General features: G+C 64.2%; 27 protein-coding genes. All 27 read right to left on the reverse strand.

Annotation, left to right across the window (positions count from 1 at the left end; translation table 11 throughout):
- Window positions 1-291: 291 nt before the first annotated feature.
- The 27 genes from ABSL23_RS01505 to ABSL23_RS01635 all read right to left on the reverse strand — a co-directional run bounded on the left by ABSL23_RS01505 (window position 292) and on the right by ABSL23_RS01635 (window position 16,628).
- Entirely contained in the window at window positions 292-1,113 is an 822-nt protein-coding gene (locus ABSL23_RS01505) for a helix-turn-helix domain-containing protein (RefSeq protein WP_353634497.1), read from the reverse strand.
- Between the two features lie 347 nt (window positions 1,114-1,460).
- Window positions 1,461-2,594, reverse strand: coding sequence for a site-specific integrase (locus ABSL23_RS01510; RefSeq protein ID WP_353634498.1), 1,134 nt, complete (start codon window positions 2,592-2,594; stop codon window positions 1,461-1,463).
- A complete protein-coding gene (locus ABSL23_RS01515; RefSeq protein WP_353634499.1) occupies window positions 2,591-3,184 on the reverse strand; it encodes a hypothetical protein in 594 nt (197 codons plus the stop codon). Before ABSL23_RS01515 ends, ABSL23_RS01510 begins: the two co-directional genes overlap by 4 nt.
- A gap of 52 nt (window positions 3,185-3,236) precedes the next feature.
- The gene (gene secY, locus ABSL23_RS01520) at window positions 3,237-4,706 is read right to left on the reverse strand and encodes a preprotein translocase subunit SecY (protein WP_353634500.1); all 1,470 of its coding nucleotides are present in this window, start codon (window positions 4,704-4,706) and stop codon (window positions 3,237-3,239) included.
- 3 nt (window positions 4,707-4,709) lie between these two features.
- The gene (locus ABSL23_RS01525) at window positions 4,710-5,171 is read right to left on the reverse strand and encodes an uL15m family ribosomal protein (protein ID WP_059057523.1); all 462 of its coding nucleotides are present in this window, start codon (window positions 5,169-5,171) and stop codon (window positions 4,710-4,712) included.
- Between the two features lie 2 nt (window positions 5,172-5,173).
- Window positions 5,174-5,638 (reverse strand): 50S ribosomal protein L30, encoded by a 465-nt coding sequence (gene rpmD / locus ABSL23_RS01530; protein WP_353634501.1) that lies wholly within the window; start codon window positions 5,636-5,638, stop codon window positions 5,174-5,176.
- Window positions 5,638-6,276, reverse strand: a complete 639-nt coding sequence (locus ABSL23_RS01535) for a 30S ribosomal protein S5 (protein ID WP_059057524.1) — start codon at window positions 6,274-6,276, stop codon at window positions 5,638-5,640. Before ABSL23_RS01535 ends, rpmD begins: the two co-directional genes overlap by 1 nt.
- Window positions 6,273-6,830, reverse strand: coding sequence for a 50S ribosomal protein L18 (locus ABSL23_RS01540; RefSeq protein WP_059057525.1), 558 nt, complete (start codon window positions 6,828-6,830; stop codon window positions 6,273-6,275). Before ABSL23_RS01540 ends, ABSL23_RS01535 begins: the two co-directional genes overlap by 4 nt.
- Window positions 6,830-7,279 carry a 50S ribosomal protein L19e gene (locus ABSL23_RS01545; RefSeq protein WP_059057526.1) on the reverse strand — a complete coding sequence of 150 codons (450 nt, stop codon included), beginning with the start codon at window positions 7,277-7,279 and terminating at the stop codon, window positions 6,830-6,832. The genes ABSL23_RS01540 and ABSL23_RS01545 overlap by 1 nt, the downstream gene beginning before the upstream one ends.
- Window positions 7,276-7,989, reverse strand: a complete 714-nt coding sequence (locus tag ABSL23_RS01550) for a 50S ribosomal protein L32e (protein ID WP_059057527.1) — start codon at window positions 7,987-7,989, stop codon at window positions 7,276-7,278. The genes ABSL23_RS01545 and ABSL23_RS01550 overlap by 4 nt, the downstream gene beginning before the upstream one ends.
- Window positions 7,990-7,992: 3 nt before the next feature.
- Window positions 7,993-8,529 carry a 50S ribosomal protein L6 gene (locus ABSL23_RS01555; RefSeq protein ID WP_059057528.1) on the reverse strand — a complete coding sequence of 179 codons (537 nt, stop codon included), beginning with the start codon at window positions 8,527-8,529 and terminating at the stop codon, window positions 7,993-7,995.
- Window positions 8,530-8,531: 2 nt separating this feature from the next.
- Complete coding sequence (locus tag ABSL23_RS01560) at window positions 8,532-8,924, reverse strand: 30S ribosomal protein S8 (protein ID WP_058984019.1); 393 nt, start codon at window positions 8,922-8,924, stop codon at window positions 8,532-8,534.
- Between the two features lie 2 nt (window positions 8,925-8,926).
- Entirely contained in the window at window positions 8,927-9,082 is a 156-nt protein-coding gene (locus ABSL23_RS01565; protein WP_058984020.1) for a 30S ribosomal protein S14, read from the reverse strand.
- A complete protein-coding gene (locus ABSL23_RS01570; protein ID WP_059057529.1) occupies window positions 9,079-9,603 on the reverse strand; it encodes a 50S ribosomal protein L5 in 525 nt (174 codons plus the stop codon). The genes ABSL23_RS01565 and ABSL23_RS01570 overlap by 4 nt, the downstream gene beginning before the upstream one ends.
- On the reverse strand, window positions 9,600-10,319 hold the full coding sequence (locus tag ABSL23_RS01575) for a 30S ribosomal protein S4e (protein WP_059057530.1): 720 nt from the start codon (window positions 10,317-10,319) through the stop codon (window positions 9,600-9,602). Before ABSL23_RS01575 ends, ABSL23_RS01570 begins: the two co-directional genes overlap by 4 nt.
- Window positions 10,316-10,672 carry a 50S ribosomal protein L24 gene (rplX, locus tag ABSL23_RS01580; protein ID WP_059057531.1) on the reverse strand — a complete coding sequence of 119 codons (357 nt, stop codon included), beginning with the start codon at window positions 10,670-10,672 and terminating at the stop codon, window positions 10,316-10,318. The genes ABSL23_RS01575 and rplX overlap by 4 nt, the downstream gene beginning before the upstream one ends.
- 2 nt (window positions 10,673-10,674) lie before the next feature.
- Window positions 10,675-11,073, reverse strand: a complete 399-nt coding sequence (locus tag ABSL23_RS01585) for a 50S ribosomal protein L14 (protein WP_059057532.1) — start codon at window positions 11,071-11,073, stop codon at window positions 10,675-10,677.
- Window positions 11,073-11,402: a 30S ribosomal protein S17 gene (locus ABSL23_RS01590; protein WP_059057533.1), complete on the reverse strand. Its 330-nt coding sequence runs from the start codon at window positions 11,400-11,402 to the stop codon at window positions 11,073-11,075. The genes ABSL23_RS01585 and ABSL23_RS01590 overlap by 1 nt, the downstream gene beginning before the upstream one ends.
- Window positions 11,393-11,758 carry a ribonuclease P protein component 1 gene (locus tag ABSL23_RS01595; RefSeq protein WP_059057534.1) on the reverse strand — a complete coding sequence of 122 codons (366 nt, stop codon included), beginning with the start codon at window positions 11,756-11,758 and terminating at the stop codon, window positions 11,393-11,395. The genes ABSL23_RS01590 and ABSL23_RS01595 overlap by 10 nt, the downstream gene beginning before the upstream one ends.
- A gap of 1 nt (window position 11,759) precedes the next feature.
- Window positions 11,760-11,984, reverse strand: a complete 225-nt coding sequence (gene rpmC, locus ABSL23_RS01600; RefSeq protein ID WP_059057535.1) for a 50S ribosomal protein L29 — start codon at window positions 11,982-11,984, stop codon at window positions 11,760-11,762.
- On the reverse strand, window positions 11,984-12,979 hold the full coding sequence (locus ABSL23_RS01605) for a 30S ribosomal protein S3 (protein WP_353634502.1): 996 nt from the start codon (window positions 12,977-12,979) through the stop codon (window positions 11,984-11,986). The genes rpmC and ABSL23_RS01605 overlap by 1 nt, the downstream gene beginning before the upstream one ends.
- Complete coding sequence (locus ABSL23_RS01610; protein ID WP_059057537.1) at window positions 12,979-13,455, reverse strand: 50S ribosomal protein L22; 477 nt, start codon at window positions 13,453-13,455, stop codon at window positions 12,979-12,981. The genes ABSL23_RS01605 and ABSL23_RS01610 overlap by 1 nt, the downstream gene beginning before the upstream one ends.
- Window positions 13,456-13,458: 3 nt before the next feature.
- A complete protein-coding gene (locus ABSL23_RS01615; RefSeq protein ID WP_353634503.1) occupies window positions 13,459-13,881 on the reverse strand; it encodes a 30S ribosomal protein S19 in 423 nt (140 codons plus the stop codon).
- Window positions 13,882-13,883: 2 nt separating this feature from the next.
- Window positions 13,884-14,606: a 50S ribosomal protein L2 gene (locus ABSL23_RS01620; protein ID WP_059057539.1), complete on the reverse strand. Its 723-nt coding sequence runs from the start codon at window positions 14,604-14,606 to the stop codon at window positions 13,884-13,886.
- 2 nt (window positions 14,607-14,608) lie between these two features.
- Window positions 14,609-14,863, reverse strand: coding sequence for a 50S ribosomal protein L23 (locus tag ABSL23_RS01625; RefSeq protein ID WP_059057540.1), 255 nt, complete (start codon window positions 14,861-14,863; stop codon window positions 14,609-14,611).
- Entirely contained in the window at window positions 14,860-15,612 is a 753-nt protein-coding gene (rpl4p, locus tag ABSL23_RS01630) for a 50S ribosomal protein L4 (RefSeq protein ID WP_353634504.1), read from the reverse strand. Before rpl4p ends, ABSL23_RS01625 begins: the two co-directional genes overlap by 4 nt.
- 2 nt (window positions 15,613-15,614) lie before the next feature.
- A complete protein-coding gene (locus ABSL23_RS01635) occupies window positions 15,615-16,628 on the reverse strand; it encodes a 50S ribosomal protein L3 (protein ID WP_353634505.1) in 1,014 nt (337 codons plus the stop codon).

Raw genomic sequence — 16,628 nt, forward strand, 5'->3', positions numbered from 1 at the left:
ACACTCAGATCTCGTGTTTTGCACTGCCGGTCTCATATGTAAAATGGACAACCGCGGTGCTGCAGTAGGTAGTTTACAGATTTCACGGATTTCACACCTCTCATCTAGAGGGATACGTGCGCGAGACTGACTCTTCAGCCCTCATTCACTGATCATTACAGCCCTTCCTCCAGATGAGAGACGTAAAATCTGTAAACTTGACTATTAACAATTACTGCACCTGGATTATATCGGATCATCACCCATCGGTGATACAAGAGGTTGAACGACATGAGAACAGGTCGATTCCAATCACGACCGATTCGGGCGCTCTGCTTCTTCAGGGAGACCGTACATCTCGCTGCGCTTATCAATGGCGTTACGGATCGTCGTTCGACTGACGCCAAGTTTACTGGCGGCGCGGTGGATGCTCATTGTTCCATCAACGACGGCGTGGAGCACTGATTCAACCTTGTCATATTCGTCACTAGGCCGCAGACGACAATCCTCAACAGTATATCCGACTGGTGGCCTCCCCCCGGTGTGTTTCTCACCAGCGCTTAGCGGGTCGATCCGCCGGTTGCTATCTCGACGCTCCAACTCCGTACAGGCGTACAAGATCCGGCGCGAGTCTCGGTCAGTGGGTTCAAAGACGACTCGCCGGCGTGCGACGTGCACTTCAACGCCACCGGCTGACAGGCTGTCGATCATTCCGTGAATATCGCGTACACTGTCGCTCAACGTGTACAGGTTCGGGACTACCATGCGGTCAATCTCCCCATCACATGCCTTTCGGACAGCCTCCTCCAACGTATTCGGGTAGGTGCTGTCATCAGCCGCCCAGATTGTATTCGCTATCTCAACGAGTGTCTGCTTTGTATTGTCGTCGATTGGCGGGTGGGTGACGGAGTCAGGAATGTCGATCCCAAGTTCGTCATGGATGTACTCAACACAGTCAGTGAACTGGTCAAAGAGTTGGTCGGTGCTCTTCTCGTCGTTCCTCATGTAGATTAGGGTTGGTGGGTGGGTCATATCCACATAGGGCACTTCCCTGTTCCCCGGAATAAACACCCCCCGGGGGATTCTGCCAGAGTTGTATTCTGGATTCTTACCCGTGCTGTCGTCAATATTCATAGGAATAAACAATTTCACGGCTGTCAAGAATGAAGGTAGGAATTATTCACAACCGGTGGTTACGCGGGTAGAAAGCCGCATATCACAAATTCGATTTGTTATTCTATCCTTGTCATTCTTAGCCAGGTTAGAGCGCCTAAGAAATTATCTCAGTGCGTAACTGGAGTCTCTTGCTTGTTTCTGAGGGTAGTTTTTGGTACTAAGATGTGGTTGGGGTGTGGGGATTCACCCCCGATTCATTTTCAATTTTTGAAGTATTCTATGGACGGCGGTGCTTTGCTCAGTTGCCACACCAGGCTCGGCACTCACGCGCCAGTCAGGCGGGCTCGCGTCGACACGACAGAGAGTCACGCCTGCATTCCACGTTGATAATCCCGCCCGATCCCATCGTCATCGGGCTCGACGTAATCCATAGTCTGCTGGATTTTCGCGTGCCCAGCGATTCGGCGAACTTGATGTAAATCGAGTTCTTCGACGTCGTTCACCCAGTGACTAATCGCGGAGCGGCGGATTCGGTGCGTCGTCACGAACCACTCCTTCACCGTCTCGTCCGGACCCGGGTCAACTGGTCTGAGCGGACGCTGCACGCCCGCGTTACGCGCGGCTTCCTTCACGACATCGTTGATCTGCTGCCGTCCCATGTGGTCGCTGTGCGTCGTACAAAGAATCCGGCCTTCCTCCGGCTCAACCTGTGAGGAGAACGAGTGGCGGACGCGCTCGCACCATCGTCTGAGCTGGAATTTGAACTCCTTGGGGAAGTACACGTCCCGTCGAACCAAATCAGGGTGCTCACCGACGTTGAGTTTCGCGCTGCCGACGTCAATCGCGCATCGGTCCCAGTCGATCCCGTCAATCAGCATTTCTTCCAGTTCGATGCTCCGGCACCCTGTATACCAGTTCAGTCGGACTGCGATTTCGTTCCGGAGTTGTGTCTCTCGGGTCTTCCCGGGGACGTTGTCGAAGAGCTCGCGGATCTTTTCGGGTTTGAGTGCGAGGACTTTGTCGTTATCTCGCACCCCATCGACGTCTTTCGCTGATAAGGTGTGTTGGCGTTGGTACTCGGACGTGTTGGCGTGCACGTCGTAATCGTCTTTCAGGTTGATGGTGCTGTCGCGGTTGCACGGGTGACCATTGACAAGTTCCAGGCGGTCGTCTGCTTGGTCGTTCGAAATGATGCTGTAGAACGACTGCACGGAACGGTAGTAACTGTCGATGGTGGTGTCTGCTAAGTGCGTGTTCGACTGGATGTACCCGCGGACGTCCGCGGTCGTCGCTTGGAGCGGGTCAATATCGTTCCGTTCACAGTACGCTAACCAGTACCCGGCTTCTCGGCTCCGCGTGTCGATGGTGGACTGCTTCGGATCTTTCTGCCCGCGGAGGGAATGCAGGTATCGCCCCAGCAACTCCTCCATGTCCTCGGAAAGCTCGTTCTTCGATACGGACGCGAATTGCCCTTTCTCGTTCCGGTCCTGCTCGGTCATACCTGCACCCAGTGCCGTGTTCCGTCAACGATGACGCTATCGACGTTTACTGTCGTGCGGTTCTCTAAGAAAATCAGGGCTTCGCGGACTAACGCGATATCGTCTTGGCCGGCGAGTCCGGCGATCTTCTCGGCGCTTCCATCGAGTCCACCCATTGACGGGCCGTCCTGTTGTTTGTAGATCTCGTTTTCGATGTACCGGAGTCGTTCGTCGTACGAACTCACGGCGTCGGTGTCCGGAGCTTCAGGGATGTAATCAGTGACTTTCATCGCTACGTCACGGACTTTCTCCTCGTCGTAGCCTTCGTGCCCCAGCTGGTCGTCGAGTTGCGTCTGCAGCGTCTCGACGGCTCCCTGCAGGTGGTCTAATCGATCCGTGACTTCGCCGAAGTCGATGTCTGCGGGGGCACCGGCGGCGATGTTATCGAGGTTGTCGCGGTGGATGTACTCGTCTCTGATTTCGCGGTCTACAGCTCGTTGGACGAGGGATGTGAGTGTCTCGCCGTCATCGAGCGCGGTCTTCCACTCGTCTTTCTTTGACGGTGGGACGCGGACGTTGAGTTTGACTTTGCTGTGACTGCCGTCGGTCATGCCGGCGGCTATGCGAGGTTAGAAAATAAGTGGTGGGGTCCCGTTGTGTCCCCTAATCTCCAAACATCTCCCGCATCATCGGGTGCATCTCCATCATCTGCTCTTCGGCGATCTCCTCGTAGAGCTTGTACGTGATGGATATCGTCAGCAGCAGGCCCGTCCCGGTGACGTTCCCGATGGTGCCGAGCATGTTCGCCATGACGGCGAGCAAGCCGACGAGCGCGCCACCGAGCACGGTCACCTGCGGGATGTACCGTTCGAGGACCTTCTCGATGACCCCGAGGTTCTTCCGGAACCCGGGAATCTGCATCCCCGAGTTCTGAATCTGTTTCGCGGTGGCTTCCGGCCCCATGTCCGTCGTCTCCACCCAGAAGATGGCGAAGACGGCGCCGCCGACGATCATGAACGTCAGGTCGACGCCGATGCGGATGAGGATCTGCCACGGCTCGATGGTCGCCGGCGTGCTACCGAGCCACCACATCCAGCTCTCGCGGCTGTAGATCGGCGAGAGGTAGTAGAACAACCCGCCGATAGCGGTGCCGTCGGAGTAGACGCCGAGCCACGACGGGATGCCGAGCGTCGAGTTCAGAATCTGCCCGATGAACTGGATGTTCGCCTGCAGCGCGCGAACGAGGATCATCGGCAGGACGCTCGCGTAGATAAGCTTCACGGGGAACCGACCGCGCGCGCCCTTCACGCGAGCGTGGCTCAGCGGAATCTCGACGCGAACGCTCTCGGCGTACACGACGGTGACGTAGATGAGCAGCGTCGTGAACAGCCCGAGGATGCCCGCCTGGATGAGCAGGAACGACAGCCCGTCTATCGACAGCAGCGGCGGGATGTTCGAGACGTTGCCCAGCGCCAGGTCGATCCAGTTCGGGAACAGCCCCTGGTTGGGGAACTCCCCCTCCCAGAAGATGAACCCGCCGACGAGGCTCTGACTCACGCCCGCCACGATGAACAGGCCGATACCGGAGCCGACGCCCCACTTCGAGATGACCTCGTCCATGAACAGCAGGAGAATGCCACCGGCGGCGATCTGGGCGAACAACAGCACCTGCACGCCCAGCGAGCCGATGCCGAGGCTCTGCGCGACCGCCGCGCTAGGCTGCAGGAAGTTCCCGAAGAACACCATCGGGATGCCCGTCAGGAACACCATCACGAGGACCAGCATCTTCTGGAGGCCCTGGTAGATCGCCTGGTCGCGGGGGTCGTTCGTGTCCAGCCCCAGCAGGTTCGCCCCGCCGAGCAGCTGGAGGACGATGCTCCCCGTGACGATGGGGCCGATGCCGAGTTGCAGCACTGTCCCCTGGCCACCGGCGAGCAGGCTCCGGAACTGCTCGAAGAGGTCCTGACTCGCGCCGGTGTCGAGCCCCCAGAGCGTGACGTTCGTCAGGAAGAAGTACAGGACGAGCACGCCAGCCGTCCAGTACATCTTCCGGCGGAACGGCACGTGTCCTTCCGGACGCTGGACTGCGGGCATCCGCGTGAGGACCGGTGCGGCAGTCTCCTTCCATCCCATGGGTTACTCCTCGCTGTCCTCGGTGCCGCGCTCGGAGACGACGGCGTCGCCGCCCTCGCTCTCAATGAGGTCGACGGCGCCCGCGGAGAACGCGTCCGCCGTCACTTCGAGCTGTTCGTAGACCTGTCCGCCACCGAGGACCTTCACTACGTCGGCCTCCCAGCCGTCCTCGGCGACGTCACGAGCGTCGACGCGGTAGCCGAACTCCGTCTCCTCGGCGACCCCGTCCGCGGCGAGCAACGCGATGTCCTCGTCGAGCTTCTGGACGGAGACCTCGCGAACGTCGCGGTCGGTCTTCTCCGGGCGCTTGAACCCGGACTTGCCGACGTCCTCGTAAAGGTGCTGTTCGTGCTTCTTGCGGCCCGCGCGGCCGCGGCCACCACGGTTACCGGCGCCGCGCCGGTTCTTGTGTGTGCCGCCGCCGTGCGTGCGGGAGCCGCGCTGTCGTCGTTTCTTGCTCGTCATGGTTAGTGCATGTCCGTGAGGAGGTCGTCGATCTCCTCGGTGCTGTGTTTGCCGAGCTGGCCGCCCTCGCTGACCGGCTGCTTGATGCCGTCGTGGCCGCCACGCGGCGGGTGCAGGCGCAGCGCCGGCGCCAGGCCGGCCTCGCGGAGCGTCGTCTCCTCGTCGAGGAGCGCGCCCGCGAGGTCGTCGACGTCGTCGTACTCGGTGTTCTCGGCGACCCACTCGTCGTCGACGTCCGCCGAACCCGTCTCGGGCTCGCCGCGGGCTTCGATGAGGTCCACGAGCACGTCGCGGCTCGGTTCCCCGAACGCGACGAAGTCGTTGACCTTCGCGACCATCCCGTCGTAGGCGTCCGTCTCGGGGACGAGCGCGCAGTGGTTGACGCTGTGGATGTTCAGCATCTCGAACGTGTCCACGACGTCCTCGCTGATGTTGACCTCGCCGCGCAGTTGGACGACAGCCTGCATCACTCGATCACCTCACGCTGCTCGTGGGCGTGCTGGGGGACGCGCGCTTCCGCGGTCTTCCGGAGCGCATTGAACGTCGCCTTCGCGAAGTTCACCGTCGTCCGGGTCTTCCCCGAGGAGCGCGTCCACACGTCCTCGATGCCTGCGAGCTCGAGGACGTGGCGCACCGTCTCGCCGCCCGCGAGGCCGAGGCCGCGCGGCGCGGGAATCAGTTCGACCTCGACGCTCCCGGCCTGCCCGGTCGTCTTGAGTGCGACGGTGTGGGGGCGCCCACAGCCACACTCCCAGGACCCACAGCCGCGGGAGACGTCGATGATGTTCAGCTTCGCGACCTCGATCGCCTTCTGGATGGCGCCGCCGACCTGGTCGTCGCGGCCCTCCGCGTAGCCGACGTAGCCGTCGCGGTTGCCGACGACGACCACGCAGCGGAACTTCACGCGTCGACCGGAGTCGGTCATGCGCTGGACCATGTTGATGTCCAGCACTTCGTCGTCGAGTCCCGGCAGCAGGTTGTCGACGATTTCCGGCTCCTTGAGCGGGAGTCCGCTGTCGAGGGCGTCGGACATCGAGTCGATGTCGCCGTCCTTGACGAGGCGACCCAGGCGTGTCTTCGGTTCCCAGGTTTCGTTGTAGCTCATTCGTTGTCCTCCATGATGGCCTCCCGCACCTCGTCGAAGTGCTCGGGAAGCTCCGTTGCGTCGAAGTCGCCGCCGTACAGCGGCTCGTCGAGAGACTCAGCGTACTCCGCGATGTGTTCGCCGCGCGTCCGCGACCAGTCCGCGAAGACCGCGTCGTTGTGCGGGACGTCCAGGCCGGCGTCGATTGCGCCCTCCTGGATTGCGAACACCTTCGAACCCGGGGTCGCGGTGTTGAGGCCGATGTCGAGCACGCCCTCGTCCGCGTCCGAATCCTGCGCGCGAACCCCAGCGAGCAGCCCCGTCAGGTACGCCGCCGGCAGGTTCCCCGTGGGAGCCTCCCAGCCGTACTCAGCGAGGTCGCTGGAGTGTGCGCTCGCGATTGTTTCGTCGCCGTCGGGGCCGGTCACGACCAGCTGCGCCGTGACGTGCTTGTTGCTCTTCCGAGCAACGAGCCGAGGTTTCCCTGACTTCAGGAGGCGCAACCTCTGATGGTAGTCGGTCCGGACCTCGCGGCGGCGCCGCATCGGCACCTTGTATCGTGGTCCTGTCGCCATTAGCTATCACCGTAGTGTTCTTCGATGTATTTCTGGAGGCGCCGGACGCTGTCGAACTCGCCACCGTTGGCCATGTTGTACAGCTCCCGGTACTGACTCTGGGTAATCTCCCCTTCGTCGCGGAGTTCCCGGAGCGTCCGCCGCTGCGCGCGAATCCGGCCGATGTACGACTGCTTGTCGTTCTCACGAGCGCCCGACTTCCCCTTGCGGGAGCCGGGGCCCTTCTGGTGTCCGTAGGCCTTCTTCTCGTCGCGCTCGCGTGCGCGACCGCGCGAATTCCCGTGCTTTTCCTCTGCCGCAATCGTCCCTTCGTCGACGAGCTCGCGGATGTCCTCGCGGGTAATCGCGTCCGCGATTTCACCCTGCGCCTCGGGGTCGAACCAGACGCGGTTCTTCCCGACGTCGAGGACGTCGGCCGCGAGCCGCTTCTGTGCGCTCAGGTCGCTCATTGGTCAACCTCCACTTCGACGTAGGTCGGATTCAGGACGCGGATACCCGCCTCTTCGGCCTGCTCCTCGATGCGCTCGCGCTTGCGTGCGCCAACCTTCGAGGCGATGCGGGCGGCCTCCGTGTCCGGGTCGATGCCGTCGAGGTCGTCCGTGTTGTGCACGCGGACTTCCTCGAAGCCGCTGGGGTGCTTGCCGCGGACCGCTTCCGGCGTCCGGAAGCCGGCCTCGACTGTGTCACCCTTGCCCTTGACGCCGCGGCGCTGCTTGGACAGCGTGCCCTTCGGGCGACGCCACGACTTCGGCGTGCGCTTCTTCTTGTGGTAGTCCTGCCGGTTGAACTGCGGCTTGCCCTCGCGACGGCGCTTGTTCAGCAAGCGCTGCTCGTCGTCGCTGAGCTCCGGCGTCTTCTCGGTGAGGCCGCGGGGACGGAGCTCCGTCTCCACGTCCTCCTCGGCTTCTTCCTCCTCGGGTTCGGCTTCCTCGACTTCGGCTTCGGTCTCCTCTTCGACTTCGAGACCGCCGACGTCGGCTTTGATGCGCGCTGCGAGCGCGTTGCCGATGCCGGAGACGTCCGCGAGTTCGCTCTGGCTCGCTGCCCGCATGTCCTCGACGGACTCGTAGCCGGCCTCGCGGAGCGCTTCCGCCTTCGAGGGGCCGACGCCCGAGATGTCTTCCAGCGTCTCTGGCGCGTCAGTTTCTTCTTCTGCCATCTATCAGGCACCTCCCTTCGTGGGCTTCTCGACGATGTACACGCCGTCCTGGAAGACGCGCGTGTCCTTGTCGGTGACGCGCGTCAGCTGTTCGATGTCGGCCGCCGTCTGGCCGACGTCCTCGATGCTCGGGCCGTTGAGCGTCACTTCCTCACCGTCCACCGTGACCTCGGTGTCGCCGCGGACGGGCGTCCGCCGCGGCGCCTTCTCGCCGAGGAAGTTCTGGATGACCACTTCGTCGCCCTCGACTTCCACCTGCATCGGGAAGTGAGAGTAGTGGACTTCGAGCTGGTACTCCCAGCCCTCGGTGACGCCGTGGAACATGTTCTCCACGTGGCTCTCGAAGGTACCGACCGTCGAGAGCGTCTTCGCGTCGTCGTCCTCGCTGGTCACGACGACAGCGTCGTCCTCGACGGAGACGCTGACGTCCGGATACCAGAGGCGTCGCGACACGGACCCTTCGGGGCCTTCGACGGTGAGGTCGAGGTGGTCGACCTCCGCCGTCACGTCGTCCGGAATTTCGATTTCGACTCGTGCCATGATTAGTATACGTACGCGATCACTTGGCCACCGATGCCCTTCTCGCGGGCCTCGTAGTGGCTCATGATGCCGTGGCTCGTCGTGACGACGAGCGCGCCGTAGTCACGAGCGGGGAGGTAGCGCTTCTCCCACTTCTCGTAACCGTCGGCTGCCACGGAGTACCGTGGGTTCACGGGGCCACACTCGTTGATGGCACCTTTCAGTTCGACCTCGAACTTGCCGGCCTTCCCGTCGTCGACGAACTCGAAGCCGTCGATGTACCCGCGGTCGTAGAAGACCTCGAGGACGGAGCCGACCATGTTGGAGGCGGGCTCTACTGTGTGCGTGAGGTGCCCGACGCTCTCGGCGTTGTCGATGCCGGAGACCGCGTCGGACAGGGGATCGTTTGCCGTCATTGTTAGCTGTACTTCTTGAAGCCCATCGAGCGGGCAATCTCCCGGAAGCACTGTCGACAGAGCCAGATGTCGTACTTGCCGACGAGGCCCTGCTTGCGGCCACAGCGCCGGCACTCGTGTGTCTGACCCGTCTCTTCTGCTTGTTCGCTCTCGCTCATTCGTTGACCTCCACGTCGAAGTTCGATTCGAGGAACGCGACCGCGTCCTCGGGGTTGAGTCGGTGGTTCGACGGAATCTGTCGGCTGACCTGGTCGCGCTTCGCGACCCGGTAACCCGGGCGCACGAGGTTCACGGTCACGTCGAGGCCGTAGATACCGATGTCGGGGTCGTACTCCTGACTCGGGAAGTCCGTGTGCTCTTCGATGCCGAAGCTCACGTTGCCCGTGTCGTCGAACTGGCGCTCGGCCAGGTCGACGTTCGGGAGCGCGCGGTCGAGGAAGTCGAACGCGTCCTCGCCGCGGAGCGTGACCTTCGCGCCGATGGGGTCGCCCTCGCGGATGCCGAACTCGGGTTCGGTGCGCTTGGCGGTCGTCCGGACCGTCTGCTGGCCCGTGATCTCCTCGAGGATGTTCTCGGCGTTCTGGAGGTCGACACCACCCTGGCCGACGCCCATGTGGACGACGACTTTCTCGATGCGCGGCTCGCGCATCTCGTGGAAGTCGGCTTCAGTCTCGCTCATTCGCCATCACCCGGGAGGTCGGCGTCGTCCTCGACGAAGTTCTCGTCGATGACGACGACGTACTCTTCGACCGTCTCGAAGCTACCGTCGGCGGTCTCCACGTAGACGGTGTTGTCGGCGCTGCCCGGCTGCACCGAGATCTCGTCGATGCGGCCGATGTCGCCGGCGTGCTGGCCCGCGACTGCGGTGACCAGCGCGCCCTCGCCGTACTCGAAGTGAGCGACCACGTCGTTGGACTCGTTGTCCACGACGACGGAGTCGTTCCCGCTGTAGACGTCCTCCTCGACGAGCAGGTTCGTGCCGTCGTGGAGGTTCAGCTGGGTCTTCCCGCCGGAGACGGTGGTCTTGTCCTCGACCTTGCTGAGCTTGCTGTCCGCCGCGTCCGCGTCGATGGGCGTCAGACCGAGTCGGCCCCCTTCGTCGGGGAAGACCCGGTAGTGTTCGTCGCGCTCGGGGAACGCCAGGATGTCGAACATCCCGATGGGGCGGTTGACGTCGCCGACCGAGCCACCGTTGACGAGCACGCCGTCGGTGTTGATGGCGTACTGCGCCTCGCTGGTGTCGTCGACGTAACCCAGGACGTCCCGGAGCACGACGACGAGCGGTACGCCCGACTCGCCGTGCGGACCGGCCCCGGCCTTCGCGGTGAACGTCTCCGTCTTCCGCTCGACCGGCCAGGACTTCGGTACCGAGAGTCGCTTCTGGTGGTTCGTCATTCGTTGTCACCTTCGAGCCGCGCGGCGCGCACGTCGTCTTCGAGGTCGAGTTCGGTGACGCGGAGGTTGCTGGCGTCGAGGGGCTTGGGCAGCTCCTCGCCGTCGGCCTTCTCGATAGTGACGTCCTCCACGCGAACCGTCTCGTCGCGCAGGTCGACGTCGACGACTTCGCCTTCCTCGCCGGCGTCGTCGCCGCGCATCACTTCGACGGTGTCGCCGACGTTGACGCGAACGCGTCGCTGGTCGTACTCCTCGCGGAGGTCGTCGGACAGCGTCGCGTGGACCTGCTTCTGTCGCTCGTGAAGCGGCGCGCGCTCCGTGCGGTTTCGCTGTTTGTGTGGTTGTTCGCTCATGTCTATACGATCATCGTCGCGGTACTCGCGATGGTACCGTACCGTTCCGCCACTTCGCGCGAAATCGGACCCTTAATCTCGGTCCCGCGAGGCTCGCCGAGGTCGTCGATGATGACCGCGGCGTTGTCCTCGAACTTCACGCGCGTGCCGTCCGGCCGTCGAATGGGCTTGCGCTGGCGCACCACGACCGCTTCGAGGACCTGGCGACGCATCTCCGGCGTCCCCTTGGTCACCGAGACGGTGATGGTGTCGCCGAGCCCGGCCTTCGGGTGGCGGTTCTTGGTTCCTTGGTAGCCCTTCACGCTCGTGACTTTGAGCTCGCGTGCGCCGGTGTTGTCGGCGCAGTTGATGAGCGAGCCCTTCTCAAGACCCTGCGTGACGTCTGCCTTGATGGCTTCCATCAGGCGTCACCTCCGTCGGTGACTTCGACGACCACGTGGGACTTGGTCTTCGAGAGCGGTCGGGTTTCTGCGATACTGACCGTGTCGCCAACCTCAACGTCGAGGCAGTCCGGCTGGTGTGCCGGCACGCGCGACCGCCGCTTCATGTAGCGGTCGTACTTCGGCACGAATACGTCGTATTCGCGCTCGACGACGATGGTCTTGTCCATGTCGGTGGAAGCCACTTCACCCTCGAGAACCTGACCGCGCACGGACAGGTTTCCGTGGAACGGGCAGTCCTCGTGGGAGCACGTGCCTTCCGGTTCTGTTACGTTCAGTCCTATCGCCATTTCGAATCAACTCCGGTTTCGGAGCGTGTAGCGGGTCGTGAGAGCAACGCGACCCCATCCACCGTAACGTAGGCCGCGCCCTCGCCAGTGGTTTGGCTCTCGCCACCTGCAGGTTGAGACGCGGTCCCGGACGCCTTCGCGACGTCCGCAGCTTCATCTGTGAGTCGGAACTCGAATGTCGTCCCCCGCTTGGGGACCTGCTTGACGCCCGAGTCGCTGTCGAGCACGAGTGTCCGCATCGTCTCGCGGACGACCTCGCCCTCGATGCCGACCCGCGAGGGGTCCGTCGACTCGACGACCCGCGCGTGCAGGCCGACGAGTTCGTGCCGTGGCAGCGTCTCGGGCGTCACTGTCATCTTACTCGCTCTCCGCTTCCGCTTCGAGGTCGCCTTCTTCGCGCTGAATCGTCTTGATTCGCGCGACCGTACGACGGAGCTCGCCGATGCGGCCCGGGTTGTCCGGGGCGCCGCCGGCGGCCTTCACGGCCTTGGCGTTCAGCAGCTCCGTCTCGATCTCTTCCAGTTCCGCTTCGCGTTCCGCGGGGGTCATGTCCCGAATCTCTTCGGTGTGGAGAATCGCCATTATTCCTCACCCTCCTCGGACTCTTCTTCCATCTCTTCGAGGAGTTCCTCGGCGGTCTCCTCCGCGTCGGACTCCAGCTCGTCGAAGTCCTCGGCCTCGACGTCCTCGGCCTCGGCTTCCACGTCGGCGGCGAGCTCGTCGAGGTCCTCCTCGACGTCCGCGTTCGTGGAGTCCGGCGGCGAAGTCGCCGACTTGCCTTCCTTGTCGTGGCGCTTGGGGCGCGAACCGCCCTCGGGCTCCTCCTCGACGATTTCTTCCTGGGCGCGGTCGTCGTCGACCGCCGTGGCGGCCTCGCCGGGCGCCTCGCCCTCTGCCTCGGCTTCCTCGCCTTCGCCTTCGAGGAGCTCTTCGAGTTCCTCGCCGGCTTCCTCCTCGTCGACGACGAGATCCTCGATGTTGGCGTCCTCCTGAATCTCGAAGTCGTCGGGGAGCTTCGCGTTCGGCGGGATGATCTTGACGCTGACGCCGATGGTGCCGAGCTTCATCACGGCGACGCCCTTGCCGTGGTCGACGATCTCCTCGGCGGGCTCGCCGTTGTGCTTGATGTAGCCGCGGTTGAACTTCTCGACGCGGCCGCGGTTACCGGTGACTTTCCCGCTCAGGACGATCTCGGCGCCGAGTGCGCCGGCCTCCATGATGCGGTCGATGGTCGTGTGTCCGGCCTTCCGGAAGTACCAGCCGCGCTCGAGCGCGTTCGCGAGGCGGTCCGCGACGATCTGTGCGTTCAGGTCGGGTTCGTCGACCTCCTGCACGTCGATCTGCGGGTCCTCCAGGTCGAAGCGCTCCTCGAGCTGGGTGGTGATCTTCCGGATGTTCTTCCCGCCCTTGCCGATGACCATCCCGGGCTTCTCGGCCTTGAGGACAATCTGCATCCCCATCGGGGTGGGAGCGAGCTCCATGCCGCCGTAGCCGGCGCGAGCCAGCTCCTCGGCGAAGAACTCGTCGATCTGGGAGCGCTGGAGGCCCTGCTCGATGAACTCCATCTCGTCGGCCATTACGCGCTCACCTCCTCGGCGTCGGGTTCGACGACCACGAGTTCGACGTCACAGAGGGTCGTGTTCCACGGGTCCGCCTTCCCCATCGCGCGGGGCTTGCGGCCGCGGCTCTCGTCGACCTTGTGCGGGGCGACGTGTTCGATGACCATCTGCTCGGCGTCGAAGCCCTGCTGGTCGGCGTTGTTCGCCACGTTGTCGAGGAGCTTCTGGAAGTCCTTCGAGGCCTTCTCCGGGTAGCGCCCGGCGTCCCAGCCCTCGATGTCGTTCCGGTGACCGACGCCGCTGTTGTGCTGCTTGAACGGCACGGACTGCTCCTCGTTGATGACGGCGTCGAGGTACTCGCGTGCCTCGCCGACCGTCTTGCCCTTGATTTCGCGGGCGATGGCTTTGCTGTGCTTCAGGCTGATGGGCCGCTCCCGGAGCATCGCTTTCGCGGTGGCGTCCGGGTCGGTGTCCACGCTGTAGCTGATTCCCATGGTTTACTTGAGCGGCACGAACTTCGAGGAGCGGGTCGCGCCGATGCCCGCCTGCCCGTGTTCGACCGACGTTCGGGTGAGCTGGAACTCGCCGAGGTAGTGCCCGAGCATCTCGGGCTCGATCTCGACGCGTTCGAACTCCTGTCCGGTGTACACCGCGAACGTCAGCCCGACGAACTCCGGCAGCACCGGCATGTCGCGCAGGTGCGTCCGGATGGGGTCGTTTGCCGTCTCCTCGGGCGTCGATTCGCGGGCTTCCTCGAGCACCTTCTGGTGTTCGTCGGACAGCCCACGGGTGATGGTTCGCCGCTGGCGTGCGGGGAGCAGTTCCGCGACTTCGTCCAGGCTCATCTCCTGGAGTTCGTCGAGGTCGTGGCCGCGGTAGGTGAACTCACCCTCGCGGCCGGTTCGGTATTCCGTACTCATGGTTACTTGTTGCCTCCGCGGCCGGTCCGCTTGGAGGCGATGTCGCCGACTTTCCGGCCCGGCGGCGCGTTACGGGAGACGCTCTTCGGTCGGCCGGGGTGCTGGCGGCCGCCGCCACCGAACGGGTGGTCGACGGCGTTCATCGCGACACCACGGACGATGGGCCACTTGCCGCCGCGGGTCTTCATCTTGTGGTGTTTGTTGCCTGCCTTCACGAACGGCTTGTCCGTGCGACCGCCACCGGCGACGACGCCGATGGTGGCGCGGCAGTCCGGCGAGAGTCGCTTGACTTCGCCGCTGGGCAGCTGCACGACCGCGGCGTCGCGCTCGTGCGTGACGAGGTCGGCGTTGACCCCGCTCGCGCGAGCGAACTTGCCGCCGTCGCCCGGCTGACTCTCGACGTTACAGATGGGCACGCCCTCGGGAATCTCGCCGAGCGGCAGCGTGTTGCCCTCCTCGATGGACGCCGAGATGCCGACTTCGATGGTGTCACCGACCGCAGTGCCTTCGCTGGCGAGCACGAGGCGCTGGTCGCCGTCCTCGAACTCGACGTTCGCGACCGGCGCGCTGCGCGCGGGGTCGTGTTCGATGTCGACGACCTCGCCGACGAGCACGTCGGTGTCCTCGGTCTTGCGGTGCGAGAGCTCTGCCTTGTACCGGTGGGACGGCGCGCGGAACGTCGACGTGCCGCGGCCGCGCCGTTGGCCTTGAATTCTTCGTCCCATCTTTAGAACACCCCGATGCGGGAGGCGACGTCCTGCGCGTCGTCGTCCTCCGAGAGCGTGACGGTCGCCTTCTTCTCGGCGTCCGGCGTGATCTGCGTGTTCACGTTCGTCACCGTCACGTCGTACTGCGATTCGACGGCGTCGCGAATCTCGGGTTTGGCGGCGTCGATGTCGACGACGAACTGGAGCTTGTTCTGGAAGTCCATCTCGTCCATCGCCTTCTCCGTCACGATGGGGTAGTCGATGATGCCGCTCATCGGTCGGCCACCTCCTCGACGGCGCTCTCCGTCCAGAGGGTCAGTCGGCCGGGCTCGGCGCCCGGCGCGAGGTCCTCGGCGTTGACTTCGCGACCGGTCGCGACGTCGACGCCCGCGAGGTTCCGCGCCGCCTTCGACGGCCCGGACTCGCTGGAGGTCACGACCAAAATCGACGAGGGCTCCTGGTACTTCCGGCCGCGCAGCGTCCCCTGCCCGGCGCGGACGTTGCGTCCGTCGTCGGCGCGCTCGACGTCCGCGTGGACGCCGACCGCTTCCAGGAACGCCACGACCTCCTTGGTCTTCACGAGGTCCTCGAAGTCGTCGCTGACGACCAGCGGGAGCTCGGTGTCGTCGTCGAACGCGTGACCGCGCTCGGCGACGACGTCGGCGTCCGTGGTCGCCGCGATGGCGCTGCGGACGGCCGCCTTCCGCTCCTTGTCGTTGACGTCGAGACCCGGTTCTTTCTCGGCTTTCGGCGGGTGCGCTTTGCGACCGCCGACGGTCTGCGGGACGCGCGCGCCACGGCCTTCCGTCTTCGGGACGTGAGCCATGCCGCGTCCGCTACCGTGGGACTCGGCGGAAGTGCGCAGGCCCGCGTACTCGTCGGAGCCGTGCTTCTGGGTTCGGTTGGCCTGAGCGGCGAGGACGGCACGCTTGACGAGGTCTGGTCGGACGGGTTCCGAGAACACGTCCGGCAGGTCGAGCGTCCCGGCGTCGTCGCCGTTCAGGTCGCGTACAGTTGCCTGCATAGTTATCCTTGGTTAGATTCGGTGCTCACGTAGCGCACCTCGGGATCGAGGCGCGGCGACTCGCTCGGCCGGACGGCCGGGCGGAATCGCACGAGGCGCTGCTCCGGACCGGGCACCGAGCCCTTCACGAGCGTGTAGTTGCCGTCGACTTCGCCGTAGTTCGGGAAGCCGCCGGCCGCACTCACGGCCTCGTCGTCACCGTTACCGATGTCGATGACGCGCTTGTTGAGTTCGGTGCGCTGGTGGTAGCCCGTCTGCCCGAGCTGGGGGACCGTGGAGCGAACCCGGGAGGGGTTCCACGGTCCGAGGTTCCCGATGCGGCGCCGCCAGCCCTGGCGGGCGTGCTTGCCTTTCCGCTTCTGCACGCCCCAGCGCTTGACGGGCCCCTGGGCCCCTTTGCCCTTCGTGACGCCAGCGACGTCGGTGAACTCGCCGGCGCGGAAGACGTCGCCGAACTCGTGTTCGCCGCCGTCCTCGAGGAGGTCCGCGGCGAAGTCGACGCGCTCCTGGAGGGAGCCGCCGCCGACGCGCGTCTCCATGATGTCGGGCTGTTTCTTCGGCACGCTCGAGAGTTCGCCGGGCACCGTGTGGGTGACCACACGGACGTCGGCGATGTCTTCGGATTCGAGCGCTTCGGTCAGTTCGTCTGTCTCTCCGCCCGTTTCCGGGACGGAGAGCGCACGGTCGAGAGACTCGTGGGTGTCGTCGGCCCAGACTTCCGTGAGCGGCTTCTTGCCGTACGGCGTGTCCTCGTAGAGGCGGACGGCCGCCGCCCGCATGGGCGGCGTCTCGACGACGGTGACGGGCACGGTCGTCTCCATGCCCTCCGTCGGCGCGTTCGCCTTGTCGTCGACGAGGACGACGTGGGTCATGCCGGCCTTGTAGCCAGCGAAGCCCTGAAGACCGACTTGACCGTCGTCTTCGGGCCACGAGTTGAAGCGCGGTACTTCACTCTCCGCGCGCTTGCGGGGACTGAACCCCATCGAGCCTTTTCGTGGTCGGTTTGGCTGTGGCAT

The organism is Halobacterium sp. NMX12-1, from assembly GCF_040435975.1.
GTDB lineage: Archaea > Halobacteriota > Halobacteria > Halobacteriales > Halobacteriaceae > Halobacterium > Halobacterium hubeiense.

Bases quoted from the DNA above. Each gene is read 5' to 3' on its own strand.
- ABSL23_RS01535 (WP_059057524.1), bottom strand. From the start codon at position 6,276: ATGAGCTACAACGAAACCTGGGAACCGAAGACACGCCTGGGTCGCCTC.
- ABSL23_RS01510 (WP_353634498.1), bottom strand. From the start codon at position 2,594: ATGACCGAGCAGGACCGGAACGAGAAAGGGCAATTCGCGTCCGTATCG.
- ABSL23_RS01540 (WP_059057525.1), bottom strand. From the start codon at position 6,830: ATGGCGACAGGACCACGATACAAGGTGCCGATGCGGCGCCGCCGCGAG.
- ABSL23_RS01575 (WP_059057530.1), bottom strand. From the start codon at position 10,319: ATGACGAACCACCAGAAGCGACTCTCGGTACCGAAGTCCTGGCCGGTC.
- ABSL23_RS01545 (WP_059057526.1), bottom strand. From the start codon at position 7,279: ATGAGCGACCTGAGCGCACAGAAGCGGCTCGCGGCCGACGTCCTCGAC.
- ABSL23_RS01635 (WP_353634505.1), bottom strand. From the start codon at position 16,628: ATGCCACAGCCAAACCGACCACGAAAAGGCTCGATGGGGTTCAGTCCC.
- ABSL23_RS01525 (WP_059057523.1), bottom strand. From the start codon at position 5,171: ATGACGAGCAAGAAACGACGACAGCGCGGCTCCCGCACGCACGGCGGC.
- ABSL23_RS01620 (WP_059057539.1), bottom strand. From the start codon at position 14,606: ATGGGACGAAGAATTCAAGGCCAACGGCGCGGCCGCGGCACGTCGACG.
- ABSL23_RS01625 (WP_059057540.1), bottom strand. From the start codon at position 14,863: ATGAGCGGCATCATCGACTACCCCATCGTGACGGAGAAGGCGATGGAC.
- rpmC (WP_059057535.1), bottom strand. From the start codon at position 11,984: ATGGCGATTCTCCACACCGAAGAGATTCGGGACATGACCCCCGCGGAA.
- ABSL23_RS01555 (WP_059057528.1), bottom strand. From the start codon at position 8,529: ATGGCACGAGTCGAAATCGAAATTCCGGACGACGTGACGGCGGAGGTC.
- ABSL23_RS01585 (WP_059057532.1), bottom strand. From the start codon at position 11,073: ATGGAAGCCATCAAGGCAGACGTCACGCAGGGTCTTGAGAAGGGCTCG.
- ABSL23_RS01615 (WP_353634503.1), bottom strand. From the start codon at position 13,881: ATGAGTACGGAATACCGAACCGGCCGCGAGGGTGAGTTCACCTACCGC.
- ABSL23_RS01550 (WP_059057527.1), bottom strand. From the start codon at position 7,989: ATGGCAGAAGAAGAAACTGACGCGCCAGAGACGCTGGAAGACATCTCG.
- ABSL23_RS01605 (WP_353634502.1), bottom strand. From the start codon at position 12,979: ATGGCCGACGAGATGGAGTTCATCGAGCAGGGCCTCCAGCGCTCCCAG.
- rpmD (WP_353634501.1), bottom strand. From the start codon at position 5,638: ATGCAGGCTGTCGTCCAACTGCGCGGCGAGGTCAACATCAGCGAGGAC.
- secY (WP_353634500.1), bottom strand. From the start codon at position 4,706: ATGGGATGGAAGGAGACTGCCGCACCGGTCCTCACGCGGATGCCCGCA.
- rpl4p (WP_353634504.1), bottom strand. From the start codon at position 15,612: ATGCAGGCAACTGTACGCGACCTGAACGGCGACGACGCCGGGACGCTC.
- ABSL23_RS01595 (WP_059057534.1), bottom strand. From the start codon at position 11,758: ATGACAGTGACGCCCGAGACGCTGCCACGGCACGAACTCGTCGGCCTG.
- ABSL23_RS01560 (WP_058984019.1), bottom strand. From the start codon at position 8,924: ATGACGGCAAACGATCCCCTGTCCGACGCGGTCTCCGGCATCGACAAC.
- ABSL23_RS01570 (WP_059057529.1), bottom strand. From the start codon at position 9,603: ATGAGCGAGACTGAAGCCGACTTCCACGAGATGCGCGAGCCGCGCATC.
- ABSL23_RS01515 (WP_353634499.1), bottom strand. From the start codon at position 3,184: ATGACCGACGGCAGTCACAGCAAAGTCAAACTCAACGTCCGCGTCCCA.
- ABSL23_RS01590 (WP_059057533.1), bottom strand. From the start codon at position 11,402: ATGGCGATAGGACTGAACGTAACAGAACCGGAAGGCACGTGCTCCCAC.
- ABSL23_RS01505 (WP_353634497.1), bottom strand. From the start codon at position 1,113: ATGAATATTGACGACAGCACGGGTAAGAATCCAGAATACAACTCTGGC.
- ABSL23_RS01565 (WP_058984020.1), bottom strand. From the start codon at position 9,082: ATGAGCGAGAGCGAACAAGCAGAAGAGACGGGTCAGACACACGAGTGC.
- rplX (WP_059057531.1), bottom strand. From the start codon at position 10,672: ATGAGCGAACAACCACACAAACAGCGAAACCGCACGGAGCGCGCGCCG.
- ABSL23_RS01610 (WP_059057537.1), bottom strand. From the start codon at position 13,455: ATGGGAATCAGCTACAGCGTGGACACCGACCCGGACGCCACCGCGAAA.